Annotated in this window: 23 protein-coding genes; 4 read left to right on the forward strand and 19 right to left on the reverse strand. The window is 34.1% G+C overall.

The genetic code is table 11. The features are described from left to right. Window positions 1-102: 102 nt before the first annotated feature. Window positions 103-1,299: a cysteine desulfurase family protein gene (locus tag KHA90_RS01320; protein WP_244860223.1), complete on the forward strand. Its 1,197-nt coding sequence runs from the start codon at window positions 103-105 to the stop codon at window positions 1,297-1,299. A 496-nt stretch (window positions 1,300-1,795) separates the two neighbouring features. On the opposite strand, the gene KHA90_RS01325 is transcribed toward KHA90_RS01320, so the two are convergent. From KHA90_RS01325 to KHA90_RS01355, 7 genes are all read right to left on the reverse strand, one after another. Then, window positions 1,796-2,386, reverse strand: a complete 591-nt coding sequence (locus tag KHA90_RS01325) for a nucleotidyltransferase family protein (protein WP_213294058.1) — start codon at window positions 2,384-2,386, stop codon at window positions 1,796-1,798. Window position 2,387: 1 nt separating this feature from the next. After that, window positions 2,388-3,509 (reverse strand): XdhC family protein, encoded by a 1,122-nt coding sequence (locus tag KHA90_RS01330; RefSeq protein WP_213294061.1) that lies wholly within the window; start codon window positions 3,507-3,509, stop codon window positions 2,388-2,390. Window positions 3,510-3,965: 456 nt separating this feature from the next. Then, entirely contained in the window at window positions 3,966-5,618 is a 1,653-nt protein-coding gene (locus KHA90_RS01335) for a sodium:solute symporter family protein (protein WP_213294064.1), read from the reverse strand. Between the two features lie 181 nt (window positions 5,619-5,799). Continuing rightward, window positions 5,800-6,690, reverse strand: coding sequence for an SMP-30/gluconolactonase/LRE family protein (locus KHA90_RS01340; RefSeq protein ID WP_213294067.1), 891 nt, complete (start codon window positions 6,688-6,690; stop codon window positions 5,800-5,802). Beyond that, the gene (locus KHA90_RS01345) at window positions 6,691-7,464 is read right to left on the reverse strand and encodes an SDR family oxidoreductase (protein WP_213294070.1); all 774 of its coding nucleotides are present in this window, start codon (window positions 7,462-7,464) and stop codon (window positions 6,691-6,693) included. A 106-nt stretch (window positions 7,465-7,570) separates the two neighbouring features. After that, entirely contained in the window at window positions 7,571-8,737 is a 1,167-nt protein-coding gene (locus KHA90_RS01350) for a mandelate racemase/muconate lactonizing enzyme family protein (protein WP_213294073.1), read from the reverse strand. 75 nt (window positions 8,738-8,812) lie between these two features. After that, a complete protein-coding gene (locus KHA90_RS01355) occupies window positions 8,813-9,505 on the reverse strand; it encodes an RraA family protein (protein ID WP_213294077.1) in 693 nt (230 codons plus the stop codon). Between the two features lie 182 nt (window positions 9,506-9,687). Between KHA90_RS01355 and KHA90_RS01360 the strand changes: the two genes are divergently transcribed. After that, window positions 9,688-10,566 carry an AraC family transcriptional regulator gene (locus KHA90_RS01360; RefSeq protein WP_213294080.1) on the forward strand — a complete coding sequence of 293 codons (879 nt, stop codon included), beginning with the start codon at window positions 9,688-9,690 and terminating at the stop codon, window positions 10,564-10,566. A gap of 11 nt (window positions 10,567-10,577) precedes the next feature. Here KHA90_RS01360 and KHA90_RS01365 read toward each other — a convergent pair whose 3' ends face one another. Continuing rightward, complete coding sequence (locus tag KHA90_RS01365; protein WP_213294083.1) at window positions 10,578-11,057, reverse strand: copper resistance protein NlpE N-terminal domain-containing protein; 480 nt, start codon at window positions 11,055-11,057, stop codon at window positions 10,578-10,580. Between the two features lie 219 nt (window positions 11,058-11,276). Between KHA90_RS01365 and KHA90_RS01370 the strand changes: the two genes are divergently transcribed. Then, window positions 11,277-11,609, forward strand: coding sequence for a YegP family protein (locus KHA90_RS01370; protein ID WP_213294086.1), 333 nt, complete (start codon window positions 11,277-11,279; stop codon window positions 11,607-11,609). A gap of 64 nt (window positions 11,610-11,673) precedes the next feature. On the opposite strand, the gene KHA90_RS01375 is transcribed toward KHA90_RS01370, so the two are convergent. The 10 genes from KHA90_RS01375 to rhaT form a co-directional block, all read right to left on the reverse strand. Then, window positions 11,674-12,060, reverse strand: coding sequence for a helix-turn-helix transcriptional regulator (locus tag KHA90_RS01375; RefSeq protein WP_213294089.1), 387 nt, complete (start codon window positions 12,058-12,060; stop codon window positions 11,674-11,676). Between the two features lie 179 nt (window positions 12,061-12,239). Then, entirely contained in the window at window positions 12,240-12,692 is a 453-nt protein-coding gene (locus tag KHA90_RS01380) for a hypothetical protein (protein WP_213294092.1), read from the reverse strand. A gap of 440 nt (window positions 12,693-13,132) precedes the next feature. Next, a complete protein-coding gene (locus KHA90_RS01385; protein WP_317197360.1) occupies window positions 13,133-13,912 on the reverse strand; it encodes a carbohydrate kinase family protein in 780 nt (259 codons plus the stop codon). 341 nt (window positions 13,913-14,253) lie between these two features. Further along, window positions 14,254-14,841, reverse strand: coding sequence for a LutC/YkgG family protein (locus tag KHA90_RS01390; RefSeq protein WP_213294094.1), 588 nt, complete (start codon window positions 14,839-14,841; stop codon window positions 14,254-14,256). Beyond that, window positions 14,834-16,234, reverse strand: coding sequence for a lactate utilization protein B (locus KHA90_RS01395; RefSeq protein WP_213294096.1), 1,401 nt, complete (start codon window positions 16,232-16,234; stop codon window positions 14,834-14,836). The genes KHA90_RS01390 and KHA90_RS01395 overlap by 8 nt, the downstream gene beginning before the upstream one ends. A 109-nt stretch (window positions 16,235-16,343) precedes the next feature. Continuing rightward, window positions 16,344-17,084, reverse strand: a complete 741-nt coding sequence (locus KHA90_RS01400) for a (Fe-S)-binding protein (RefSeq protein WP_213294099.1) — start codon at window positions 17,082-17,084, stop codon at window positions 16,344-16,346. Between the two features lie 234 nt (window positions 17,085-17,318). Next, window positions 17,319-18,680: an FGGY-family carbohydrate kinase gene (locus KHA90_RS01405; RefSeq protein WP_213294101.1), complete on the reverse strand. Its 1,362-nt coding sequence runs from the start codon at window positions 18,678-18,680 to the stop codon at window positions 17,319-17,321. A gap of 138 nt (window positions 18,681-18,818) precedes the next feature. After that, a complete protein-coding gene (locus KHA90_RS01410) occupies window positions 18,819-20,093 on the reverse strand; it encodes a TIM barrel protein (RefSeq protein ID WP_213294103.1) in 1,275 nt (424 codons plus the stop codon). 196 nt (window positions 20,094-20,289) lie between these two features. Continuing rightward, the gene (locus KHA90_RS01415) at window positions 20,290-22,431 is read right to left on the reverse strand and encodes a bifunctional aldolase/short-chain dehydrogenase (RefSeq protein ID WP_213294105.1); all 2,142 of its coding nucleotides are present in this window, start codon (window positions 22,429-22,431) and stop codon (window positions 20,290-20,292) included. Window positions 22,432-22,455: 24 nt separating this feature from the next. Beyond that, entirely contained in the window at window positions 22,456-23,505 is a 1,050-nt protein-coding gene (gene rhaT / locus KHA90_RS01420; RefSeq protein WP_213294107.1) for an L-rhamnose/proton symporter RhaT, read from the reverse strand. A gap of 387 nt (window positions 23,506-23,892) precedes the next feature. Here rhaT and KHA90_RS01425 point away from each other — a divergent pair, with 387 nt between their 5' ends. Beyond that, the gene (locus KHA90_RS01425) at window positions 23,893-24,933 is read left to right on the forward strand and encodes a GntR family transcriptional regulator (protein ID WP_213294109.1); all 1,041 of its coding nucleotides are present in this window, start codon (window positions 23,893-23,895) and stop codon (window positions 24,931-24,933) included. 232 nt (window positions 24,934-25,165) lie between these two features. Here the strand turns inward: KHA90_RS01425 and KHA90_RS01430 are convergent, their stop codons facing one another. Next, window positions 25,166-25,879, reverse strand: coding sequence for a DUF1266 domain-containing protein (locus tag KHA90_RS01430; protein WP_213294111.1), 714 nt, complete (start codon window positions 25,877-25,879; stop codon window positions 25,166-25,168). Window position 25,880: the final 1 nt, after the last annotated feature.

Below are 25,880 nucleotides of genomic sequence, written 5' to 3' on the forward strand. Positions count from 1 at the left end.
TTAAATTAGTAAAAGTCTAAATGTTACCTAACAAATTTAAGAATCAAATGTGACAAAAAGTTACATAATTGACATAAACTCTATTTAAAATGCGTATTTAGAATGATTAAAAAAGCAAAAATTAAATTCCTAAATTGTATTTTTACTTTATTAAGAATGAAAAACATGTCTCAAAAGCCCATCATTTATCTCGATAATAATGCTACTACCCAACTTGATAAACGGGTACTTGACATTATGCTGCCTTATTTTACTAATTTGTATGCAAATGCAAGCAGTAATCATTTGGCTGGATTAACGGTTCATGAAGCGGTTGAAAATGCTGCGTGGCAAACTGCAAATTTAATTGGTGCAAAAGCAGAGGAAATCATCTTTACCTCCAGCGCTACAGAATCGATAAATTTAGCGATTAAAGGATTAGCAAATCAAAACAAGAAACATATCGTTACGGTTGCTACAGAACATAAAGCAGTTCTTGATACTTGCCTGTTTATGGAAACTTTGGGTTTTGAGATTACGTATTTACCTGTTGAATCTGACGGAATTTTAGATTTAAATCTATTAAATGAATCTATTACTGATCAAACTTTGATGGTGATGGTCATGATGGTGAATAATGAGATTGGGGTCATTCAGGATATTAATGCAATATCAGAAATTGTTCATGCTAAAAACGCACTGTTTATGTGCGATGCAACTCAGGCTGTTGGAAGAATTCCTGTTGATGTCGAAAAACTGGGAATCGATCTTTTAACGCTTTCGGCTCATAAATTTTATGGTCCAAAAGGAATTGGTGCTTTATATATTTCCGCTAAAGCGAAAATAAAACTGATTCCGCAAATACATGGCGGAGGTCAACAACGCAAATTACGCAGCGGTACCCTGAATGTCCCGGGAATTATTGGACTTGGAAAAGCTTGTGAAATCGCTCAGGCGGAAATGGAAAATGATCAAAAAAGACTCACAAAACTTAGAGATGATCTTGAAGAAGGTTTATTGCAAATTGAAGGATCTTTTGTAAACGGAAATCCTTTAAACCGAATTTATAATACTACAAACATTTGCTTTCCGGGAGTTAATTCTGAAACGCTGATCCTTGCTTTGCAGCATATTTCGGTTTCAAATGGTGCGTCTTGTTCCTCTGTTACTTCTGAACCTTCGCATGTATTAAAAGCTTTGGGTTTATCTGATGAAAATGCGCTGAGTTCGATTCGTTTTAGTTTAGGGAAATTCACAACTGAAAAGGAGATTTTGGAGGTTGTGGAGAGGGTTTTGAGTTTGGTAAAGCAGGTGAGATAATAGTTTTTGTTTAGAATTACGTCAGATTTATAAACCCGATTTGTCATTCTGAGGAACGAAGAATCTCCGCAAGTAACTTCGCACAGAGTATCGTCAATCTTTGTCGAGCTTCTCGTGAAGATTCTTCGTTCCTCAGAATGACAATATTGGGATTGCTTTGTGTTGTGTTTATATCTTTTACGCGCCCGATTTGTCATTCTGAGGAACGAAGAATCTTTGCAACTAACTTCGCAAAGAATATCGTCAATCTTTGTCGAGCTTCTCGTGGAGATTCTTCGTTCCTCAGAATGACAAATATTGGGATTGCTTTGTGTTGCCTTTGTACCTTTACACACTCGCTTTGTCATTCTGAGGAACGAAGAATCTCCGCAAGTAATTCCGCAAAGAATATCGCCACTGTTTGTCGATTCAATAGTGCGATTTCTCCTCCGTCGAAATGACAAGATTGCTTCAAAAAGCCTCTCAACCTTTGTCCCTCTGAACCTTTGAACCTCTTTCAAGAAATAAGCTTCAAATAATCTTCTTGTGTATCAATATCTATATTTCCTTTTTCGAACGAAATTGAAGCAGTATCATCAAGAAATTTATTGATAATTTTTTTTGCACCTTCCTGACCTTTTAATTTCAGTAATTCATTAAAATATTTTTTATGAAAAAGAACCGGAGTTCCTAAAGTATCTGAATATGATGATGCTACGATTCCAATATTGGTTGTACTGTGTTCGCTGATTAAATTCTCAAAAATAGAAGTTGTTACAAACGGCTGATCGCAAACGGTAAAAATGCATTTTTCGACTTCAGGATAAAGATGTAATAATTGGGATAAGCCTTTTGAAATTGAAGATGACATTCCGGATTCCCAATCAGGATTAAAGATTATTGTAGTTTTTGAAGCTGTGATTTCTTTCTCTACCAATTCATGATTTGCTCCTGTAACTACTATAATTGCAGAATTTTGTATTAAAGAAGCTTCTGAAATTGTGTTTTGTATAAGAGAACTGTTTTTATACGAAAGCAATTGTTTGGGCTGTCCCAATCGTGATGAGTTTCCTGCTGCTAAAATGACGATTCCGGTTATGTCTTTCATATTATACGAGATTATTTGTATCGTGAATTTTCTCGGTTTTGAATTTTAACGAACTACCCTTTTTTCCGCTCATAACTGCTTTGATTTCAGATACAATCGACAAGGCAATTTCTTCTGATGTTTCTGCACCTAAATCAAGTCCGATTGGGCCATAAATAGTTTTCCGTTTTTCTTCGCTAAGATGGATTCCTTCATTTTGCAAATCATCAAGCATCCGGTTGAGTTTTGTTTTTGGTCCAAGAACTCCAATATATTGGCAATTGGTTTCTAAAAGAAGTTTTAAAACTGCTAAATCGTATTTGTAATTGTGTGTGATGAGTACAAAATACGTCTGCTCGTCTATCGTTATATTTTCTAATAATTGTTCCGGTTTTACAACAAATATGTTTTTAGCTTCGGGAAATCTCTTTTTTGTCGCGTGAGTTGCACGGCCTTCGCCAATTGTAATTTCCCATCCTAATAATGATGCGATTTTTACCAGTGGCTGAACATCATTTCCTGCTCCTGCAATCACAAGGGAAACAGGAGGATTTATGTACGCCAAAAGGGCTTCGTTGTGATTATTATCTTCGATTTTTTTTACAATTGTAGTTTTATTTTGGATCACATTTTTTACATCTTCCAAAATACTCAATGCGATTGTATTACTGTAAATTACCTCAATATCTTCTCTATAAAATAATATGGTTCCTATTTGTGCAGCTTGTCTTTCTAATGAAAAAACAGTAGCAACTACGGCTTCTTTACGTTTGAGTTCTAATTGCTGTAAAAGCTGAATAGGATTATTTTGAACCTCATCATTAATATATTCAAAAAGGATATGTACAATTCCGTTACAACCTAATTGCAAACCAACTTCGCTGTCATCTTCATTACTTGTATTATAGGTAATGAGTTTATTTTGTTGCTGATTAATGGAAAGAAGTGCTTTTCGTAATGCATCTCCTTCTAAACAGCCTCCGCTAATGGCACCTGTAAGCAAACCATCTTCGGTTACAAGCATACGCGCTCCAGGCTGGCGGTACGAAGAACCTTCGACTTTGACTACTGTCGCAAGTGCTGTCTTTTTTCCCGCTGCTTTTGCTGCTGAATATGCTTTTAGAATTTCGCTTATTTCCTTCATAGTAATAGTCGTTCCTAACAAAAATAGAGAATTTTTTAATTTTTATTAGGTCTTTTTCAAAGATTGCATGGTTCTGCTTTCTAAAAAAGTATATTAATAAGGGGAACGAAATATAAAAACAAGTTTGTGTTATAATTAAAAAGCACTGCCTTATTTAATATAAGACAGTGCTTTAACTAAAAAAACCAATTACAAACCATTCGTAAATAAGTAGCGCTGATGATTTTCAGCATTACTTAAAATATTTAACTTAAATGAGATTACTTTTTCTTTTTTAATGCAAACATCATTAATCCGAAACAAGAAAATAGTAGTCCACAGCTAAGATTAATTTTCATTTTATATGAAAAAAAATCTTCGCCTATAAATGCATAACCTATTAGTAGGACACCAACAATAAGAAAGAAAACCCCAATTACAAATCGCAAGTCATATAATTTATTCATAATCGTTTTATTAAAAGAAAATAATATTAAACATAAGTGTAACTATCAATACTGCAACTCCCATCCATAGCGGATTTTTATACCATATTTTGTTAGAGTCGGTTTGTTTTGGGGTTAGGCTATAAACTAATCCTACAAGTTCTTCATCAGGTTTTGGCTTGGTAAATAAACTAATCAAAATAGTTACGGCAACACATACCAGAAAAGAAATCCATGCGATATTAAAAGCTTGACTTGTACCTGAAAAATATTCGTGCGTATTGGCAATCCATCCTCCTTTTCCTTCGGCTACGGTGAGTCCGTGCGTAATTGTTGCTGTCGCTGTTCCGGCAAGTAATCCCCAGAAAGCGCCATGTCCGGTTGTTCTTTTCCAAAACATACCTAAAAAGAATGTGGCAAAAAGCGGTGCATTGACAAAACTGAATACTAATTGCAGTAAATCCATGATGTTATTGAAACCACGGGCTACATAAGCAGTCATAATTGAAATTAAAATTCCTGCTATCGTGGCAATTTTTCCAACGTAGTAATAATGCTTTTCGGAGGCATTTTTCTTAATATGGGATTGATATATATCAAAGGTCCATACGGTATTAAATGCTGTAACATTTCCGGCCATTCCGCTCATAAACGAAGCAATTAATGCTGTAATACCAACTCCCAAAATTCCGTTAGGATATAATTTTTGTAACAAAATAGGCAATACCATATTATAATTGGTATCTCCGTTTGCATTTACCGGAAGATCATATCCGGGGAATTTATTTTGTAATGCGAGAATTATTATTCCGGGTAAAATTACAATTGCCGGCATAAGTATTTTAGGAATAGCTGCTATAATTGGGGTTCTTTGTGCATCTGTTAAATTCTTGCTGATCATTGCTCTCTGAACTACAAGAAAATCGGTACACCAATATCCAAAAGCTAAAACAAACCCAAGCCCAAAAACCATACTGAATGCATCAATTCCCATTGGGTTATGAGATGGATCGTCTAATCCTTTCCACATGTGCAGTTTATAATCTGCTACATTTGCTACTATCCCTTCCCAACCTCCTATTTTGTAAAGACCAATAAAAACCAGTGGTGCAATTCCTAAAACAATAAGAAAAAATTGAAGCACTTCATTATAAACGGCACTTGTTAAACCTCCCATAAAAATATATACAAATACTACCGCTGCTGCAACCCAAATTGAAAGATCAAAATTCCAGCCTAAAATTACATCCATCAACATGGCTAATGCATATAATGAAACTCCGGATGAAAAAACTGTCATTGCGGCGAAACTCAGGGCATTGAAAGTTCTTGTTTTTTCATCAAAACGAAGTTTAAGATATTCAGGAACGCTTCTGGCTTTGCTTCCATAATAAAAAGGCATCATAAAAACGCCAAGAAAAATCATTGCTAAAGCGGCGCCCAACCAATAATAATGTGCTGTATACAAACCATATTTTGCTCCGTTCGCCGCCATTCCTAATACTTCCTGTGCACCTAAATTAGCAGAAATAAAAGCAAGACTTGTGATCCATAAAGGAATGCTGCGATTGCTCATTAAAAAATCATTGGCTGATTTAACTTGTCTTTTGAGCAAAAATCCAATACCAATTACAAAGACAAAATAAATGGCAATAATGAGGTAATCAATCAATTCTAATTTCATAGTAATAGTTTCTTTGATGATAGTTTAATAAACACATTGATTTATTCTCCCTGATTTAAGTGGCTTTAAATACTGGTAAATTAATTTCTTACCGGTTTAATTTCATGCTACTGAATTATACCTTAAAGACGGTATTAAACTATTGTATTTGAGTTAATAATAGTTTCTAAAATTGTATGGATTATATTTTACTCCGGAATTTAAACGGGTACATTTCCATTCCTTTAATTTCAAGATCAACTAAAAATAAAGTTCCACTTTCAGGAAACTTAGTAAACTGTAACGGAGTTAATCCTGTACTTGCAGTGGTTATTAATAATTGTGTCATATTAGTTCCTCCAAACGCGCAAGAACTTACATTTGGAGCATCTACTATTACCTTTCCAAGCAATTCTCCTGAGTTTGGGTCATATCTGTTTACACATCCTTCTCCCCACATAGCAACCCACAACATTCCCTGACAATCTATTGTCATACCATCTGGTGTAAAGGCTGGATTGTTCATTTCAACAATAATACTTTCGTTTGTAATTGTTCCGGAATCTAAATCAAAATCATACTTTTTTATGTTGTAATCATAGGAGTCGATGTAATACATTTTAGTGTTATCAATACTCCAGCAAATTCCGTTAGATACTTTTCGATTTTTAATCTTTTCTATAATTTCTGTACCGTCAAAACGATATAATGTTCCTGCTTTGCCTTTTGCTTCTTGGTTCATTGTGCCTATCCAAAGTTTTCCGGAGGCGTCACATTTTCCATCATTTGAACGATTTGTTGGTATTTCCGGTTCCAGTTTTACTAGTTCCTGTAGTTCATTTGTATCAAAATCAAATATCGAAATTGAGTTTTCCAGGCCCAAAATAAGTCTGCCATCTTCTGTGAGAACTAGAGTTCCTATTTTTTCGTGAAGTTGTTGTTCCTTCGTAATTTTAGAAATAAGATCAATTTTACACACTTTTTTTCCTTCTATATCTATATAGAAAAATGCATTATGAAATGTACTCCAGATTGCTCCTTCTCCCAGAATTGATTTTGGATTATTTAGTGAACTGGCTTTCCAGATCTGCATTTAATGATCCTGCATTAATGCGTTTCTTCCTCCATCGATTAAATAGGTTACTCCGCTGGCAAATGAGGCATAATCACTTGCCAGAAAAACGCACCATGCTCCTATTTCATCCGGCGATCCCATTTTTTTAACGGGATGCAAATCTATTGTTCTTTGTCTTTCTATTGCAGGATCAGGAAAGGAATCAAACCATTTTTGATTTCCCGGAGTGTCAATAAAACCCGGTGCAATGCCTATCGTTCTTATATTTGGTCCCCATTCTACTGCTAAACTTCGTACTAATCCTGTCAATGCGGTTTTTGCAACATTATAAGGGAAACAACCCGGAATTGTAGAAAAAGCGTGATTCGAAGTCATGACGATAATTACGCCATTATTTTTTTCGAGATATGGTTTACTTAATTTTGCCAATCGCCAATGTGAGGCCAGATTAAGCTCTATATTTTTATTCCAGTGATCTTCGTCACAATTAGTTGCTCCTTCAAAAACATTTTGTCCGGAATTGGAAACAAGTATGTCGATTCTCCCAAATTTTTGAATCGTATTCTGAATCAGCTTTTGTAAATCTTCTTCTTTAGTTACATCACATTGAGTGTATATTGACTGTGCAGTATCTTCGGTTGTGGTTTGCACAAATTCGCCACTTTTTTGAGATGTGGCGCAACCGGAAATATTTGCTCCTGCTTTGGCAAACATTTTTGCAATGCCTGCCCCAATTCCGGTTGTAACGACAGTTATTAAAACTGTTTTTCCTGTAAGATCTATTTGAAACATATTTCTTTTTTAATAAAATCAAATTTATACTGAGCTTTTTCAGAGTTAAGATTTGGTCTCCGTTGCTAACTATTATTCTGTATAGTAATATAAATCAGGATAAAACTTATACATAAAAACCAGGGCGGGGAATTAATATACCGGGATGTTTTTCCATTTCTTCTTCTACCAAATCTACTCCTAAACCTGGTCTTTCGCTTAAGCGTAAATGCCCATTGTGAATCATATCTTTTATAGGATGTGTAATTACGGTATCTCTCCAAGGCACATCATTAAACATAAATTCCTGACGGAAAAAGTTAGGAACCGAGGCGCAAACATGAGCAGATGCTAAGGTAGATAATGGTCCGTTTGGGTTATGTGGTGCCAATAAAACATTGTAAGCTTCCATCATTGTTGCCATTCTCTTCATTTCTGATGGTCCTCCGCAACGGGTGATGTCTGGCATCATGATATCGCAAATGTTTTTTTCTAATACGGGACGAATTCCATGTCTTGTGTAATGTCTTTCTCCCACACAAATAGAAATATTTGATGGTATTCTTTCTCTCATGGCCCGTAATGTATCTGCACTTTCAGGACCTGCCGGTTCTTCGTACCATGTGATATCCAATTCTGATAATCGCTGTGCCATTTTTACTGCTACTCTGTAATTTAGCATAGCATGGGTTTCGATCATAATGTCAAAATCCGGTCCTACCGCATCACGAACTGCTTTGCTAACATTAAACGCTAAATCTTGTTGTGCAGCTGTAAGGGTAAGGTTTGACGAGAGATCTTCACCGTACAAATAATTAGTGTGTGCAAATGGATCAAATTTTAATCCTGTAAAACCTGCTTCTTTGACTTTCAAGGCCTGAGCAGCATAATCCTGAGCATTATGTCCTCCTCCTGTAAACCAATAATTGGCATATAATAAAATATCTTTTCTAAAAGAACCTCCTAATAATTCATAACATGGCGTACCTAATACTTTTCCTTTTAAATCAAGCAATGCCATATCAATTCCGCTGATGGCACACAAACTTGCTCCATAAGGTCCAACCCAGTTGAGATCGCGATATAGTTTTGTCCAGATAAAATCAGTTTTCATGGGATCAAGCCCAATGATTCTTTCTCCTATATGTTTTGCTGCATTATAAACTATTGGGCTTCCGGGCCAGTTTGTTGCTTCTCCAACTCCCGTATGTCCGGTATCTGTATAAATTTTTAAAAGTGTCCAGTTGTATTTAACACCTTCTACGAGCCATACTTTTACATCTATAATTTTCATTTTTGTGTCTGTTTTCTATTAATAATCTGAATGGTTTCTTCTTTTAAAAAAGTTTAAATACAATCTGAAATTTTATTACATGATACCGTACTTATCAAAAGCTTCTCTGGTACTCATGCCTTCCTGAATTTTTTGCTGTACTACTTTTTCTCCTCTTGCTTTTTCGATTGCTAAACGAAAAACTTCTACTTCAATTTCTTTTGGTATCACACAAACTCCGTCCATATCTCCAAGGATAATATCTCCTGAATTAATTTTTACGCCTTTTATTTCTATTGGTACTCTAAAGTCAATTACTTTACCACGTGGCGCCTGATCTTGCGAATAACGTCCGTAAGAAAAAGAAGGAAACCCAAGGTCTAAGATGCCTTTTGTATCTCTTGAATAACCATCGACTACAGCGCCTGCTGCTCCTAATATTTGAGCGCGGGTCGCCATCAATTCTCCCCATAATGCATATGATGGTGATGAACCTGTACATATATATACTTCATTTTTTTTTAAATCATCGAGTGCTTCCAGCATTAACCCGAACGGCCTGTTCAAAACAGGATTATTATTACTGAAATCTGAAACAACATCTGCTTCGAGTACTGTCATTGCGCGGCCAATAATAAACATGTCATCACGTAAAGGTTGTATTTGCGGAGGAAGAAATTGGTTCAGCAATTTCATTTTATCCATAATATCCCCAACCACTGCTGTATAAAGTTCTTTACGTACAATATCAAAAAGTTCCTCGTCATTTTTCCAAAATATAGTTTCCATTACTTTCAAATTTTATTAATTGATTGCTCTTAATTTCTTTTTCAAAAGTATGTCATAAACCAATTTGCCTATTTACACTAAGTTAACTGATACTTAAACTATATTAATCACTAAGTCTTTTCGTGTGATAATTATCTTTAATATTGTTTAAGTTTACCACATCAACCTTTATTCACTATCTCATGAAAGCCATATTAATTGAATTACCCAGTCATCAATCTTCTCTGCTTACGGTTAAAAAAGTAAAGAAGCATGATTTTGATGCTACTTTTCACTTTCATGATTTCTGTGAATTAAGTTTTGTTCAAAAAAGCAACGGAAAAAGGATTATTGGGGATAGTATTACGAGTTTTCATGATGGAGATTTAGTACTTATGAGTCCAAATCTTCCTCATATGTGGTATGAAGATGTATCAGGTAATCATCCTCAAAAGAATAAATCTGTTGAGGCGATTGTAATCTACTTTCCTCTTAATTTTTTTGAAAAAGTATGTACTGATCTTGGGGATTTATCTAAAAAAAGAACTCTTTTTGAAAAAGCAAACAGAGGAATGCGTTTTAGTGGAAAAACCAAAAAAAAAATAACAAAACATTTAGAAAAAATGACAATTATTGAAGGACTTCCTCAGGTTATTGAGTTTTTTAAAATTGTGAATATTATGCTGCATACAGATGAATATGAGCTACTGGCAGGTTTGGGTTACAGCTATTCCTATAATGAAAAAGATACCGAGAGAATGAATAAAGTTTATAAGTACATCATGATGAATTTTACGAAACCTATTTCATTAGAAACTATTGCTTCCATAGCTCACATGACTCCTCCTGCTTTTTGCACTTTTTTTAAAAAAAGGGCCCAAAAGTCGTTTACGCGTTTTTTAAATGAATTAAGAACCGGACATGCCTGTAAGCTTTTACAAAATGAAAAATTGTCTATATCTGATGTATGCTATGAAAGTGGTTATCAAAATTTTGTCAACTTTAATAAATACTTCAAGCAGTTAATCGGAAAGACTCCAAGTACGTATAGAAAAGAATTTTTAATGATTAATAATTTCTAATACGCCGTTGTTTAATTCCGTGTTAATATCAGCGCATTATTTTTTGATTTAATGATTTCACGCTTGCTGTTCAGTAAATATAATTTGTCAGGAGCAGCATTTGTGTAACCGTAATATATTTGTTCTTCTTCTGGTTTATCCCAATTAAGCACATAAATTGTTCCGTCCGGATCTTCGCCTAAGCCTCTTTCCAAATTATAATTACCATCCTGTTCAATAGTATCCTGTGATTTTCCTTTGTACCAACTTGTGAGTTCAAAGCCGTGACTTTCGATTGTGCCATCTCCCTGATAAATTTTCAATACCGTTTCAATTCCGGTACAATCTGCGCAAGGCAAAATTCCTTTATAAGTCCTTACTTCTCCTACAGTGTTGATATCATCTATCATATTTTCTGAATTTTTGGAAGAGGTTTTAAAAGTCTCGTCTCTTTTTGCATTGCAAGACATAAATTGAAAAGCAATAAATAATATCATTAAAAAATTTCTCATGGGTCTATATTTAATAATTCAAAAATAAAGAATATTCTTATATATAATATAGGTATACTGATAATTTATTTCATTCTTTTACTTGATTAAAATAAGAAATCAGATTCATTTATTTTTAAAATGTATTCAATATTATTATTCAAAAATCTATTTTGTAAGTAAAGTTTTGTATTTTTATTTCAGCAAAATAAATCATACATAACTAAAAACAAAAACCTTATGGGCAAATTTGTAATTACTAAAAGAACCAACGGTGAATTCCAATTTAATTTAAAAGCAAATAATGGACAAACAATCCTTTCCAGTGAAGGCTATAGTACAAAAGCAGGTTGTACTGGCGGAATTGAATCTGTTCAAAAAAACTCGCAGGATGATAGTAAATTTGACAAACTGGAATCTAAAAGCGGAAAATGGTATTTCAATTTAAAAGCTACTAACGGTCAGATTATTGGTTCGAGCGAAATGTATGAAAGTGTAAGCGGAAGAGATAACGGAATTGAATCTGTAAAAACAAATGCGCCTGACGCTGTTACAGATGATCAAACTGTATAAATTTATTTTATAGTATAAAAAAACGGGGCTTTAAAACCCCGTTTTTTGTTTTTAAAAGTTCACTTCAAAGTTGTCCGTATTTATCTTTGTAACGTGATAATTCTTCTTCTGTTTTGCTTAATAATTTTTCTAACAGGTTTATTTTATCTTCATAAAGAGCCTTTAAAGTAGCTGTATTATCAGAGTTAATCTGGATGCTGCCGTTATTATTTCCTCTTACTTTGTTGAAACTATTGAAATATCTCTGACTGTCAAAACTAATAACATCTTCTACACTAACTTCTAGAATACGGGCAATTTCGACCAATTTTATATAGGACAGAATCGTTTTTCCTTTTTCAATTTTACTATAACCTGCCTGTGTAACTCCTAATTGATCCGCCATATATTCCTGGGTGTAATTTTTTAATTCTTTTATGCTTTTGATTTTGTTTTTTATTGAAGAGGTCATAATTTTATTTGGGGGTCTTTTTATAGCTAAAACTGACCGGTATTAAACTTTTAGTATTACAGCTATAATTTTTTAATGTGTAATATCCGTACTACTTCAATGGTAGGTTTGTGTAGTATTTGTTCATTTTTTTTTAGTCGTAATAAAATAACCATATAAAATAGCAGCTGCTATCATAACTAAATCATATTTGGAGATTGCTTGTAATAGCATTGTTTATTTTGTAGGTTAGTTGTGTGTTTTAAAAGTCGGTCAAAGTTGCGTTCCAGATACTGATCAATCTGTTTGCCTATTATGGACCGATCTGCATTTTTGATTTTAACTTTGGTTTCTTTTTTATAAATGTCTCTCACTATGACATAATACTCAAATTCGATACCATTGTAAAATCTCAAAATAATGAGAATTGTATACATCAATAAGGTTGGACCTATGTAATACAACTCCATCAAATTGGAGAAAACCATGCAGTAATATGCCAACGCTGTAACTAAAATAAAAGCGGAATTTTCAAGAAAGTAAGTTTTCTTTTTTTTAAGTAAACCAAGTTCTAAAATTTCATTAAAACTGTATCGCCATCGATTTGATCCGTACTGAAAGTTGACCTGGTCTTGTGTTAGGGTAAGGAACATAATAATTTGGGATTAATATAAAACATTACTGGTAGAGCAATATTACGATTATCTCATTTTTTTTTCTTACAAACCCTCTTATAGAATATAACTATAAGTTGTAATTAAATCTAAAAACATCAATTTTTACTTATTTTTTTACTCTTTTGCGTCAGAATTTAGCTTGGACAATATTTCTTATCAAAAATCTACAAAAACGATTTAGTAACTTTTAAAGTTTGTGCTATCGAATTAAAGGCTCATTCTGTGGATTTAAAAAAGATTTTAGTGGTGTTTTTTGAATACCCCTTTTTGTTTAAAAATTAAAATCGGCAGGATTACATTTATTTCGACATCAATTCGTGAATTTTAGCATCTGAAATTTCGGGATTTGCGCCTGGAGATTCAGCAACTAAAGCTCCTATTGCACAGGCGAAATCTATTGCTGTCTGCGGATCTCTTCAGGTAAGTAATGAAGTTGTCAGCGCAGCTAAAAAGGAATCACCTGCTCCTACTGTATCGGCAACTTTAATTTGATATCCTTTATTTTCATACAATTTACCTTTCCATAATAATAACGCACCATGTTTGCCTTTTGTAACACAGATTCCGCTTGCATTTGTGTGTTCAACTATAAAATTGATATTATCTTCTATAGTTGTAAAAGGCGATTTTAAAGCCGAAGCAATTTCTAATAATTCATCATCATTAAACTTTATAAAATCTGCAGATTGCATTAATTTTTCAAGGATTTCATAAGTATAATGTGGCTTTCTTAAATTGACATCAAAAACTTTGCAGGCTTTTGTTTCTAATAAATCTTCAAGAGATTTTCTAGACACTTGGTCTCTGCAAACCAGACTTCCGTAAATTAATACATCTGCCTCTTTCACTATATTTTTAGCCTGATCATTCAGTACAATTTTATCCCATGCCGATGGATAATTTATGATATAACTTGCGGATCCTGTCTCATCTAAAGTCACTTCGACTAATCCGGTTGGATAATCGTTTGTCTTCATGATAAATTCAGTTTCAAGTCCTAATTTTTTCACGTGATTGATAATATCTTCGCCGTCTTGATCATTTCCCACACAACTGATGATGGCAACATCACAACCTAATGTTTTCATTCGTAAAGCTACGTTTAATGGTGCGCCGCCAATTTTTTTTTCTTTATCAAAAACATCCCAGAGTACTTCTCCGTACGCTACTGCTTTAAGGCTTTTTCTTAGATTCATGCTCAACTTTTTTATATTTAATTTAGGTTCTAACTATAAAGTTAGACTTTTATTTTTTGCCGAACTATAAAATTGGGAATCCATTTGAATAAAAAAAGCAGTTTTAAAGAGGAAATTTAGGCTTAAAGAAAGCGTAATTTCGCCATTTCAATCCCGAAGCCTTGGGAGAGAAATCACATTAGAAATTCCGTAAAGAATGTCGCTAATCTTTGTCTAATATTGGGATGTGTTCTACTTCGTCAAGATGACAAAATAGAAATCTATTTAATAACGTGATAATATATCGCTCCGATGGAGCTTTTGAAAAAAAAGTATAATTTATGCTCTAAATATTGCGCATTTTAATCTAATAAAAAAACGATTAATCCTCTTGCGCCGTGAGCTCCCAGAACTAAAGATTGCTCGATATCAGCAGTTTTTGATGGTCCTGCAATAAAAGTTGCAAAACCATATTCCTCATTTCCAATCCTTTCGTATGCCTGATGCATTGTGGCTACGATATCTTTTTTATGAACTATGATTGCCAGATATTGTGCGATAAAAGGTGAAATACGTTGTCCTAAAAGTTCATCTGTAACCCAAAGCGCACTATTTTCGGCAACACCAAAATGCGCTTTTATAATATTTAATTCCACATCCTGAAGTGAATGCGGATCATCATTTGTCCAGTCCAAAGTTGCAATTCCAGAAAGTTCAGTAATTGTGGTTATGATGCGTTTTTCAATCGCATAATTTGTTTTGATGTATTCTAAAATATCGCTGTAGTTTGTAACTTCAACAGGATCTCCGCCAATATTTTTAAGTACGGTTTTATACGTTTCAAGAATATCAAATTGCTCTGAACCTAGCAAATTCAGGTTTGGTAATTCAGTAACAAAAGCAGGTTGGTTTTGCTTTATTTTCTTTAAAATATCCGCTTTACTACTCATTGTTTTTTGCTTTTGATTCTCTTGAATTTTTCTTGTACCATTCTCTAAAAGATTCTTCAGGAACGTCCGGCATTTCGCGTTGATCGTACCATTTGTTCATTTTATTATTGACTAATCCGGGAATATTTTTCATTACAAAACGACCTGATTTTCCGGCAATATTAAAAATAGTCGGATTCGCCAAAACTTTTGCCATCGTATTCATAGCAATTGTTTTTGATGTTGGCGTATGTCCTTCTTTTACTAAAACCTGACGCCATTTATACAATTGGTCGTGGATATCAATTTTTACCGGACAAACATTGGTACAAGAACCACAAAGTGTACTTGCAAATGGTAAGTCGGCATTTTTGCTCATGTCTAAATTGGGCGCTAAAATCGCTCCAATGGGTCCTGCAACGGCATTGTGATAACTATGACCGCCGCTTCGTCTGTAAACCGGACACGTATTCATACACGCGCCACAACGAATGCATTTTAGGGAATTTCTAAAATCTTCTCTTCCTAATTGTGTGCTTCTGCCGTTATCTACAATGACAATATGGATTTCTTTTCCGTCTCTTGGCTTCTTAAAATGACTTGAAAAAGTAGTTATAGGCTGTCCCGTTGCGCTTCGTGCCAATAATCTCAGGAAAACGCCTAAATGTTTCCTTTGCGGAATTAACTTTTCAAATCCCATACACGCAATATGAACATCGGCTAAATGTGCGCCCATATCTGCGTTTCCTTCATTGGTACAAACTACAATTTCGCCCGTTTCTGCAATAGCAAAATTGACTCCGGTTAAAGCGACTTTTCGGGTTAGGAATGTATCTCTTAAGGTTAAACGTGCAGATTCTGTTAAATATTGAGGATCGATGTTTCCTTTTTCTGTTCCAAGATGTTCATGGAAAGTTTCGCTTACATCTTCTTTTTTTAGGTGAATTGCGGGTAAAACAATATGACTTGGCGGTTCTTTACGAAGCTGAACTATATATTCACCTAAATCTGAATCGATGACTTCAATGCCTTTTTCAGCTAAATAATCGTTTAAATGGCATTCTTCTGTAAGCATTGATTTTGATTTCACCATTTGCTTTACATCGTGTTTTGCCATTATCGAATGCACGATTTCATTGTGTTCTTTTGCATCGGCTGCCCAATGTACTTTTATACCGTTTTTTTGTGCATTGGCTTCAAATTCAATTAAATAATCGTGAATATTTGACAACACATTATTTTTGATTTGTGAAGCGGTTTCACGAAGCAATTCCCAATCGGCGATTTGATGTGCTGATCTGTCTCGCTTTTCACGAACGAACCAAAGTGTTTCGTCGTGCCAGTTGACGCGTTCTACATCTTTATTAAAACGTGCAGCTGCTTCGCTATGTTCTATTATTTTTTCTGAAGACATCTTTTTATCTTATTTATTTCACCATCAATACATTAAGTAATTTTAAACAAAGCTTATGAACTTAATCTCTTAATGGTAAAAAGAAAATTAAGTTCCATTTTAAAATCACTTAATTTCCGAGAGAATTTAAAATTTCGGCGATATGAATGGTTTTTATCGGGCTTTTTTGTCTTTTTAAAATTCCTTCTAAATGCATTAAACACGACATATCACCACCTGTGATATAATCAACGTGATGGTTTTCATGATCTTTGATTCGGTCTTGTCCCATTTTTACCGAAACGGCTTCCTCGGTAACACAAAATGTTCCTCCAAAACCACAGCATTCGTCTTTTCTGGTTAATGAAACCAAATCTAATCCTTTTATATTATGAAGTAATTGTTCCGGTTTTGAGAAAAATGGTGCGTTTAATTCTGTCATCTGCGAAAGCTTTAATCCACGCTGACCGTGACAACTTACGTGCATTCCTACTCTGTAAGGAAAATTTCCTTCTATGGATTCTACTTTTAAAATATCGGTAATAAACTCTGTTAATTCAAATACTTTCTTGCGCATTGCTGCTGCAAGTTCTTCTTGTTTTTCGTCATGTAAATGTTCTTTTACATGCAAAACGCAACTTCCGGACGGACAAACGATATAATCGAATCCAGTAAAATTGGCGATAAAATTGGCGTCACAGCCTTTAGTTAAATATTGATATCCGCTATTAGCCATAGGTTGTCCGCAACAGGTTTGCCCCATTGGGAAATGAACCTCGCACCCTAATTTCTGTAAAAGTTCATAGGTGGCGATGGCTACTTTTGGGTAAAACTGATCGACATAACACGGTATAAATAATCCGATTTTCATATTCTAATATTTTTTCAACATAAATATGCGTTAATTTTTTTTCACGCAGATTTCAAAAGATTTCAAAAGATTTAAGCAGATGTACACAGATCATTAATCAAATTTAAATCTGCTGACATCTGCAGAATCTGCGTGAAACAAAAATCTTTTTAATCCTTTAATCTGTGGCTATTATTTCGCTCGCAGATTTTGGAGATTAAGCAGATTTTTAATTTTTAATTTTTAATTTTAATTCTAGTGCTTATAAAACTTTAAATCGATCAAATCATTCTGGATCGGTTTAGGATTCCAGTTTTGATGAATTGCTAGTGCTGCGCCTAATGCACTTGCTTGTGCCATTGATGCGGCGTAAACTTCTATGTCCGGAAAGGCTTCGGCTAATAAATTCATGAAAATAGAATTTTTACTAAAACCACCATCTACAAAAATTTTCTTTACAGGACTATTATGAACCACTAAATTAGTCGAAAAAAACTGTTGTTCTACGATATCGAGCATCAATTGATGATAGGCGATTTCGTAACTTTTAAAATTATTGAGATCTCTTTTTTGAAATGGACATTCTTTTAAGATATCAAAATCATATTTTTTTGGATAAATAATTTGAAAATTTAACGCTCTTAGATTTGAAACTATCTTTTTGTCAAAATACACTTCCTTATACGTATCCACGGGAACATTAAAATATTCTGCTAATCTTTTGGTTTGTATTTCATGTTCGTTGCCTGAAAATAATCGGGCTGCTTTTACAGGCTTTTCTGTGTATTGCATGTAACACAAACAATCGTGTTGCAATTCGTCAAAAGTCAATTGTTTATTGTTAAAAGGATTTAAAGAAATGCTCCATGTTCCTGTTGACAATAAAACAAATGGTTCTGTAAAATTTATCGTGTACGGAATTATTGCCGATGAACTGTCGTGTAAACCAACGCCAATGGCTAATCCGTCTTGTTGTTTGATGATGTCTTTTCCGTAATGAAGCGGTGGAATTTTAGCCGAAATATTTTCCTTTTTGAGCCATTTATGATACTTCATCTTTTTGAAATTCCAAAGATTGGTATGGCATCCAATACTTGTAATATCCGAAAAAGCTTCATTTGTTAATAGAAAACTCAAATATTGCGGTAAATGTAAACAGTATTTTACCTGATTGAATAATTCCGGCTTTTCTTCTTTCAGTCTGTAAATTTGCATTCCTGAATTCAGACTTCCTAAAACGGGTGAAGCGGTTTTGACTGCAAAAGCTTCTTGCCCTTTGTATTTATTATAAAAATCGTTTTTTAACTCCTCCGGATATTCTTTTAAATAATTGTAAAGAGGAGTTAAAACTTTTCCTTTTTCATCAATGTAGACAAAACTGGCACCATAAGTACTAAAATTGATGGCTTTTAAAACGTAATCTGTCTTGTTTTTTATTTCTGATAATCGTTCAAAAATCCAGTTTTTAAGCACTTCTATATCTTCGCAGGGAAAACCATCTTCATCGACGGTTTCGTCCAGATTTACTGATTTCTCCCAAACAATTTTATAGTTTTCATCAAATAAAAACACTTTCTTGTTTGTTTTACCAATGTCAAAAATTGCAACTACATTCATTTAATTAATTATGAATTATAAGTTATTAATTATGAGTTACAGAATTATGATTTTTGCTCCGCCTTTTTGTTTTTACATCAAACGATTGGTATAAACAAAATAGTTTATGAACGTTTAACTCATAATTCATAACTCTATTTATAAGCCTGTAGCCATTGTTTTTAAACCTCTTTCGCCTATTAGATTTTTTCTGATACCCAGACTGCGATACAATTCTACCGGATTTAATGCCGCGCCGGAACGCAAACGAGCTTCGGCAACTAAGGCACGAACATCTGTACGGAAAGCATCCTGCAAAATTTCCTGTGCTTTAACTACGTCGTTTTCCTGCTGTGCAATTTCTAAAGCTTTTCTATCTACCAAAAGTGCCTGAGCATAAGCGATCATAATGGCTTCTACAGATTGCAATAAATCTTCTAAAGGATCTTTGATGTTGTGCGAAGCGTCGATCATCCAGCCTAAATCTTTGGCGTGGTTCATTCCGCGAGCGTCCATTCCTTCGACTAATTCATTAAAAATCAAGAATAATTGGTATGGTTTTAAAGCTCCGGCGGTTAAATCGTCGTCTCCGTATTTTGAATCATTAAAGTGAAAACCACCCAGTTTTTCTTCCATCAACAATAAGGAAACGATTTGTTCAATATTGGCATTTGGTAAATGATGTCCTAAATCAACAAGAGTTTGCGCTTTGTCACCTAATTTTTTTACATATGAATATGATTGTCCCCAATCAGCCACTGTAGTTGAATAAAAGTTTGGCTCAGCACATTTATATTCTAAAAATAATTTCCAGTTTGAAGGTAATGCATCATAGATTTCTTCCAGACTTTCTAATGTATTTTGGTATGCTTTTCTAAAGTTTAATTGTCCCGGAAAAGAAGAACCATCGGCCAACCAGATCGTTAATGATTCTGATCCTAATTCGATTCCGTGTTGAATTACTTCTATATTATGAGCAATTGCCTGTTTGCGAACTGCTTTGTTTACGTTTTGTAATGATCCGAATTTATATGAATTTTCCTGACCTGACTGATCTTGAAAAGTATTCGAATTCATGGCATCAAATCTTAAATTGTGTTGTGCAGCAAGGATTTTAATTGCTTTATAATCCTGTGGAATATCCCACGGAATGTGCAATGAAATGGCACCCGAAGCATTGTTTAAGGCATGAAGCAAACCTACATCTTCTATTTTTTCTTCGATTGAACGTGGTTCTCCACCTCCGGGAAAACGTCCGAATCTTGTTCCACCCGTTCCTAATGCCCAGGATGGAATTGCGATTTGAAAATCGATTAGTTTTTGAATAATTGCTTCTGTATCACCAATTTCTGATACTGTAAAAGCAAATTTATTTTGATGTTTTTTTAATAAATCTTCGTTGTGAGATGCGATATTGTTTGATCCGATTAACATATTATTTATATTTTAATAGAGACTACAATATATATAATTTATATAAACTGAACTCTGGTTTAACTTTACTATTTTATGCTATTATGCGACTTTTATGCGATGTGGAATGTCTAAAAAAATCTAACGTCCGAATGATATCGAACGCTAGACCACAAAAAACCACTTTTGCTTTAAACAAACTTAAAAACTTAACAATCTATCTGTAAAAGCCCATTGATACGCCGCCATCTACGTTTAATGCGTTTCCTGTTGATTTACCCAGTAAACCACCAACAAAGGCAAAACAAGCGTTTGCAATATCATCCGGCAATATAATTTCATTCAATAACGTACGTTTTGCATAATAAGCCGGCAACTCTTCAACCGTGATACCGTATGCTTTTGCACGACCTTCTGCCCAGCCTCCGGACCAAATATTAGAGTCTGAGATTACTGCATCAGGATTTACTGTGTTTACACGAATTTTATCGGCACCTAGTTCAGCAGCCATTAAACGTGTCAAATGCGCCTGAGCTGCTTTTGCTGAACCGTAACCAGGATTATTTGGTCCTGCTACAACTGCATTTTTAGAAACAATATTCACAATATCTCCACCAAATCCCTGTTTGCGCATTACTTCGATTCCGGCTTTTGAAACAATAAATTGTCCTTTTACCAAAATGTCATACAATCTGTCCCATTCTTCCAGAGTGTGTTCTGCAATAGATTTAGAAATACTAATTCCTGCATTATTCACTATAATATCTGCACCTCCACAAGATAAACAAGCTTCGTCTAATGCTTTTTCTGTACTTTTTTCATCGGTCACATTTAGTAAAGTACTTGAAACAGCATCTTTACCAAATAATTTTATAAACTCAGCTGTAGCGGTTTCTAAACGTTCTTCGTTAATGTCGTTGATCACGACACAAGCACCTTCCTGAGCAAATTTTTTCGCAATTGCTTTACCAATTCCGCCAGCAGAACCTGTAATTACAGCAATTCTTCCTGACAATGCTTTTGGTTTAGGCATACGCTGTAATTTTGCTTCTTCAAGCAACCAATATTCAATATCAAAAGCTTCCTGACGCGGTAACGAAGTATATTCTGAAACTGCTTCAGCACCTTTCATCACGTTTACTGCATTGATATAATATTCTGATGCCAATCGTGCCATTGTTTTATCTTTGGCAAAAGTGAACATTCCAACTCCCGGATATAAAATCACCACCGGATTAGGGTCACGCATTGCCGGCGAATTTGACTTTTTACAAGTGTTGTAATAGTCTTTGTACATGGCGCGATATGACTCAAAAGCTGGTGTTAATTTTGCTTTGATTGCAGCAACATCTGATAAATCTTCGTTGGGTTCTAAGGTTAAAACCAAAGGACTGATTTTGGTACGTAAAAAGTGATCCGGACAAGAAGTTCCTAGCGGAGCTAATTTTGATAAATCATTTGAATTTATGAATTCCAAAACTCTTGCATCATCTGTATAATGTCCAATCATTTGACGCTCTGATGAACAGAAACCTCTTAAAATTGGGGCTACTTTTGCTGCTTTTAATTTACGATCTTCAGCAGGAAGACTTTCTATTTTTTTACCTCCAAAAACAGGACGTTTTTTTCCGAAGTTATTTTCTAAATATTCTGCACATTTTTCGATTACTTCAAGCGTGTTGATATAACTTTCATAAGCAGTATCTCCCCAGGTAAATAATCCGTGGGAACCTAACATGATTCCGCGTAATTTTTTACCTTTTTTTTCTGCTTCTTCCAGACAAGTTCTTAACTGAAGTCCGAGATCAAAACCCGGACGCTGCCATCCTACCCAGCCAATTTCACCGTTGAATAATTCGTCGGTAATTTTAGCTCCGTCTTTTGCTGCTGCAATTGCAATTGCCGCATCAGGATGTAAGTGATCAATATGTTTAAAGGGTAAAAAACCATGTAAAGGCGTATCGATAGAAGGTGCTTTTGAAGCTAAATCGAAAATACAGTGATTGAATAATTCGACCATTTCATCTTCAAACTCAATTCCTCTGTACACATTTTCAAGATTGCGAAGTCGGTCCAGATAAAGCGCCGCACAACCTGATTTTGTTAGCGTACCAATGTCTCCACCAGAGCCTTTGATCCACATCACCTCAGAGCTCGCTCCGGTTAGCGGATCTTTATCAGTAATTTTTACCGATGTGTTTCCACCGCCATAGTTAGTCAATCTTAAATCAGCTCCTAATAAATTAGAACGATAAATGAAAAGCCCCACTTCATCTCCTGCCAATGCTGCTGCCTGAGCCTCATCCCAAAGATAGCTTACATGCTTAAAAGTCATATTATTTATATTTATATTCGACATTGTTGTTACGTTATTTCTGTATGTTTATAATGAATTTCCAATTCCAACTAAAACAATTGACAGCATGATTAATGCAATTCCCCAGGCAAATGTTCTAAGTGTTCTTTTAGAAACTCCCGCCCATTCTTTCAAATAAAATCCCCAAAAATTGGCTGTCAGGATAATGGTTGCCATGTGTAAAATCCATGAACTTGCACCGTTTCCTAATTTGCTTTCTCCCATTCCGTAAAAGAAAAATTGTAAAAACCACATTGTTCCTGCAATTGCCGAGAAAAGAATGTTTTTTGAAATTGGTGTGTTTTTATTGGTATAATCTGAAAAGGTTCTGTTTTTGAAATTCAGGTACATGCACCAGATAAAATTGGTGGTTAAACCTCCCCACATCAAAACGATATAAGTAACGTTGTTTTGAAAAAGCGGATTACAACCGTAGCTTACTGCAGTTTCTGCCATTGGTTTTCCGGCTTCGATTCCGTAGTTAAAAAACGAACTCAAAATCCCTGAAATCACCGCGATAATCAACCCTTTTACTAAACTGAAATCTTTATCTCTGTCTTGATGTCCGGATGCGAAATCTCTTTCTTTCAAAATCCCTGCTTTTCCTGAAATTGCAATTCCCAAAAGGCAAACTGCAACTCCTGCTAAAACCAGTTGTCCGCCTGGATTTGAAAGCATATGACTGAATGAAATTTTACCCGCTGTAGGATAGATATCGTAATAAATTGAAGGAACTAATGCGCCAAAAGCAGAACAGAATCCTAAGATGATGGAGTTTCCTAACGACATTCCTAAGTAACGAACGCCTAAACCGTATGTTAATCCTCCAATTCCCCAAATCAGTCCCATTGAAAATGTGAATGCTTTTATTGATGGTGAGGCAGTTGCAATAATTTCAACAAAATTTGGAATCGTTAAATAAGCTGCGATTGGCGGCACTATTAACCAGGAGAAAAAACCTCCTATGATCCAGTAGCTTTCCCAAGCCCAATCTTTTACTTTTTTAAAAGGCATATAAAAACTACCTGAAGAAAATCCTCCGATAGAATGAAAAATAATTCCTAATAATGATTCCATTAATGATTTTGTTTTGTGGTTATTGTGATAGTTAATTTTGTTTTGTAAAATAATAGAATGTAAAAAAGAAAACTGTCCTGTACTATCCTTTATAGTTTTGCCATTTATGTTAAAACTGAGAATTATTGCAAAGAACAACCCTCAAATATTAGAAATATAAATTTAAAATTTCTATTTTAGCAATCGATTTCGTAATTATTATATCCTCAATTTGCCAGAAATAAACAAATCAGCAAAAAATATAAAATAAGCCTTATTTAATTTTGAAGCTTTTGTGAGAAAAGTAACAAGCAGGTTCGTTTTAAAGATTTCAGATCAACTTTTGATATAAATTATGATTTAAGAGGATGTCGTAACCAGCTGTCGCCTAATTTACAAGCCAAAAAAATGATTAAACTTATTAAAATAGATGAAGATTCCAGGGTTCCTAAATACAAACAAATTGTAGACTCGATCCTGCAGAATATTGCGAACGGAAATTTAAAAATAAATCAAAAAATACCCTCCATAAATAGCTTTAGTGAAGAATTTTATATGTCGAGAGATACAGTAGAAAAGGCATATAATATTTTAAAAGAGCGAAAAATAATATCATCCATCAGAGGAAAAGGATATTATATCACCCGAACGAAACTTGAATCTAAAGTAAATATTTTGTTTGTGCTTAATAAACTGAGTGCCTATAAAATGAAAACTTACAACTCTTTTATTAATACTGTTGGCGCAAATGCTCACGTTGATCTTCATATTTATCATTGTGATGAAACCTTGTTTCTCAACTTATTAGACAAGTTTGAAGGCGCTTATGATTATTATGTAATTACCACACATTTTAAAACCGATGAATTAAAACACCTTAGTTTTACGGATGAAGTGGCAAAGGCAATCCAGAGAATTCCGGATGAAAAGCTGGTTTTAATGGATAATATTAAACTGGGAATGGACGGTGAAATCATCAAGATTTATCAGGATTTTGAAAATGATATTTATAATGCGTTAAAAGAAGGTCTTTCGAAAATAAGTAAATATAAAAAGTTAATTTTAGTTTATCCGGACAAGGCCGTTTATCCTTATCCACGCAGAATTTTACATGGATTTAAAAAGTTTTGCGTCGAGCACGAAATCAATTTTGAGATTTTAAGCGAAGTCTATGACGATATGATTCTTAAAAAAGGCGATTTATTTATTACTATAGAAGAATCTGACCTGGTGAATTTAATGAAACAAATTCGTGATGAAGAATATGTTTTAGGGAAAGATATTGGCATAATCTCTTATAATGATACTCCTTTAAAAGAGCTTCTTGGGATCACAGTAATGTCGACTGATTTTAATGTGATGGGGGAAACTGCTGCAAGAATGATTTTGAATAAAGAAAAAGGACAGGTAAAAGTGCCGTTTAATTTTATTGATCGAAATTCGATATAGATTTTAATGTTTTTTTATATAATTAAGATCAAAACTAAAAAAGCTCCAGATCAATTGAGCTTTTTTAGTTTTAGTAGTTTTTTTGCTTCAAAGTCAGTACGGGCACAATTTTTTTCTTTATATAAAAAAAACAGAGTCAAAAATTAAAGTGTAGACACTTCTTTTCCAACTCTGCTTGTTTATTTAATTTTCGATTTCTTATTTTAAAGGAAAACAGGTTTACTCTTTGCCTTTAAAGATACTTTTTATCTTTAAGTGGGCTCTTTGCATTATGGAGCAAATCATCAGCAATTTGTATCATTCCGCTGTTGTTTGAACCTCCCCAAAGTGCTCTTCCAAAGATGTAGCTAATAGTATATTCTTCCCAAGTAAGGCAATAATTTTTTATACCTACATACGAATTTCTTAAATATTCTTTCATCTCTGTTTCAGAAAGATAACCTGCTTCATAGCAACAACGTGATAAAAATGATCCTCTGCCGTAATTCCAGGCTGAATCTTTTATTTTTTTTATCTGAGCAAAATTCTTGATTACATTTTGCTCTAAAAGCTCAGGTATAACGTTGTTTAAACTTCGATATATTTGTAAATATTCTTGAAAAATTTCTTCTTCGTTGGGTAAATCTGATTTTAAAATAGCAACATAGTTTTCTTTATTTTCAAAAGCACTATAAACTACATTTATATATTGATCCTGGTTTCTTTCCTGCAAATCTAAAAGTATTGCTATGGCTGTTTCTTTATCAAACACGCTCCAATAATCTTCTAAAATCGTCTTGATTGTCGATTTACTTAGCCCTGTTTCGTACGAATTAAGGTAGGCTGATTGCTGTTCAGCATACATGGAACTAATTAATAAATAATCTAATTGCTGACCAACTACTTTATTTTTATCGTTTAATCTTATGCTTTTAAACGCATTGAAAATTTTCGAAAATACACTCATT

This window comes from Flavobacterium psychroterrae (genome assembly GCF_018380615.1).
Classification (GTDB): Bacteria; Bacteroidota; Bacteroidia; order Flavobacteriales; family Flavobacteriaceae; genus Flavobacterium; species Flavobacterium psychroterrae.

Coding starts and splice junctions, on each gene's coding strand:
- KHA90_RS01320 (WP_244860223.1), top strand. CDS start 103: ATGATTAAAAAAGCAAAAATTAAATTCCTAAATTGTATTTTTACTTTA.
- KHA90_RS01325 (WP_213294058.1), bottom strand. CDS start 2,386: ATGAAAGACATAACCGGAATCGTCATTTTAGCAGCAGGAAACTCATCA.
- KHA90_RS01330 (WP_213294061.1), bottom strand. CDS start 3,509: ATGAAGGAAATAAGCGAAATTCTAAAAGCATATTCAGCAGCAAAAGCA.
- KHA90_RS01335 (WP_213294064.1), bottom strand. CDS start 5,618: ATGAAATTAGAATTGATTGATTACCTCATTATTGCCATTTATTTTGTC.
- KHA90_RS01340 (WP_213294067.1), bottom strand. CDS start 6,690: ATGCAGATCTGGAAAGCCAGTTCACTAAATAATCCAAAATCAATTCTG.
- KHA90_RS01345 (WP_213294070.1), bottom strand. CDS start 7,464: ATGTTTCAAATAGATCTTACAGGAAAAACAGTTTTAATAACTGTCGTT.
- KHA90_RS01350 (WP_213294073.1), bottom strand. CDS start 8,737: ATGAAAATTATAGATGTAAAAGTATGGCTCGTAGAAGGTGTTAAATAC.
- KHA90_RS01355 (WP_213294077.1), bottom strand. CDS start 9,505: ATGGAAACTATATTTTGGAAAAATGACGAGGAACTTTTTGATATTGTA.
- KHA90_RS01360 (WP_213294080.1), top strand. CDS start 9,688: ATGAAAGCCATATTAATTGAATTACCCAGTCATCAATCTTCTCTGCTT.
- KHA90_RS01365 (WP_213294083.1), bottom strand. CDS start 11,057: ATGAGAAATTTTTTAATGATATTATTTATTGCTTTTCAATTTATGTCT.
- KHA90_RS01370 (WP_213294086.1), top strand. CDS start 11,277: ATGGGCAAATTTGTAATTACTAAAAGAACCAACGGTGAATTCCAATTT.
- KHA90_RS01375 (WP_213294089.1), bottom strand. CDS start 12,060: ATGACCTCTTCAATAAAAAACAAAATCAAAAGCATAAAAGAATTAAAA.
- KHA90_RS01380 (WP_213294092.1), bottom strand. CDS start 12,692: ATGTTCCTTACCCTAACACAAGACCAGGTCAACTTTCAGTACGGATCA.
- KHA90_RS01385 (WP_317197360.1), bottom strand. CDS start 13,912: ATGAATCTAAGAAAAAGCCTTAAAGCAGTAGCGTACGGAGAAGTACTC.
- KHA90_RS01390 (WP_213294094.1), bottom strand. CDS start 14,841: ATGAGTAGTAAAGCGGATATTTTAAAGAAAATAAAGCAAAACCAACCT.
- KHA90_RS01395 (WP_213294096.1), bottom strand. CDS start 16,234: ATGTCTTCAGAAAAAATAATAGAACATAGCGAAGCAGCTGCACGTTTT.
- KHA90_RS01400 (WP_213294099.1), bottom strand. CDS start 17,084: ATGAAAATCGGATTATTTATACCGTGTTATGTCGATCAGTTTTACCCA.
- KHA90_RS01405 (WP_213294101.1), bottom strand. CDS start 18,680: ATGAATGTAGTTGCAATTTTTGACATTGGTAAAACAAACAAGAAAGTG.
- KHA90_RS01410 (WP_213294103.1), bottom strand. CDS start 20,093: ATGTTAATCGGATCAAACAATATCGCATCTCACAACGAAGATTTATTA.
- KHA90_RS01415 (WP_213294105.1), bottom strand. CDS start 22,431: ATGTCGAATATAAATATAAATAATATGACTTTTAAGCATGTAAGCTAT.
- rhaT (WP_213294107.1), bottom strand. CDS start 23,505: ATGGAATCATTATTAGGAATTATTTTTCATTCTATCGGAGGATTTTCT.
- KHA90_RS01425 (WP_213294109.1), top strand. CDS start 23,893: ATGATTAAACTTATTAAAATAGATGAAGATTCCAGGGTTCCTAAATAC.
- KHA90_RS01430 (WP_213294111.1), bottom strand. CDS start 25,879: ATGAGTGTATTTTCGAAAATTTTCAATGCGTTTAAAAGCATAAGATTA.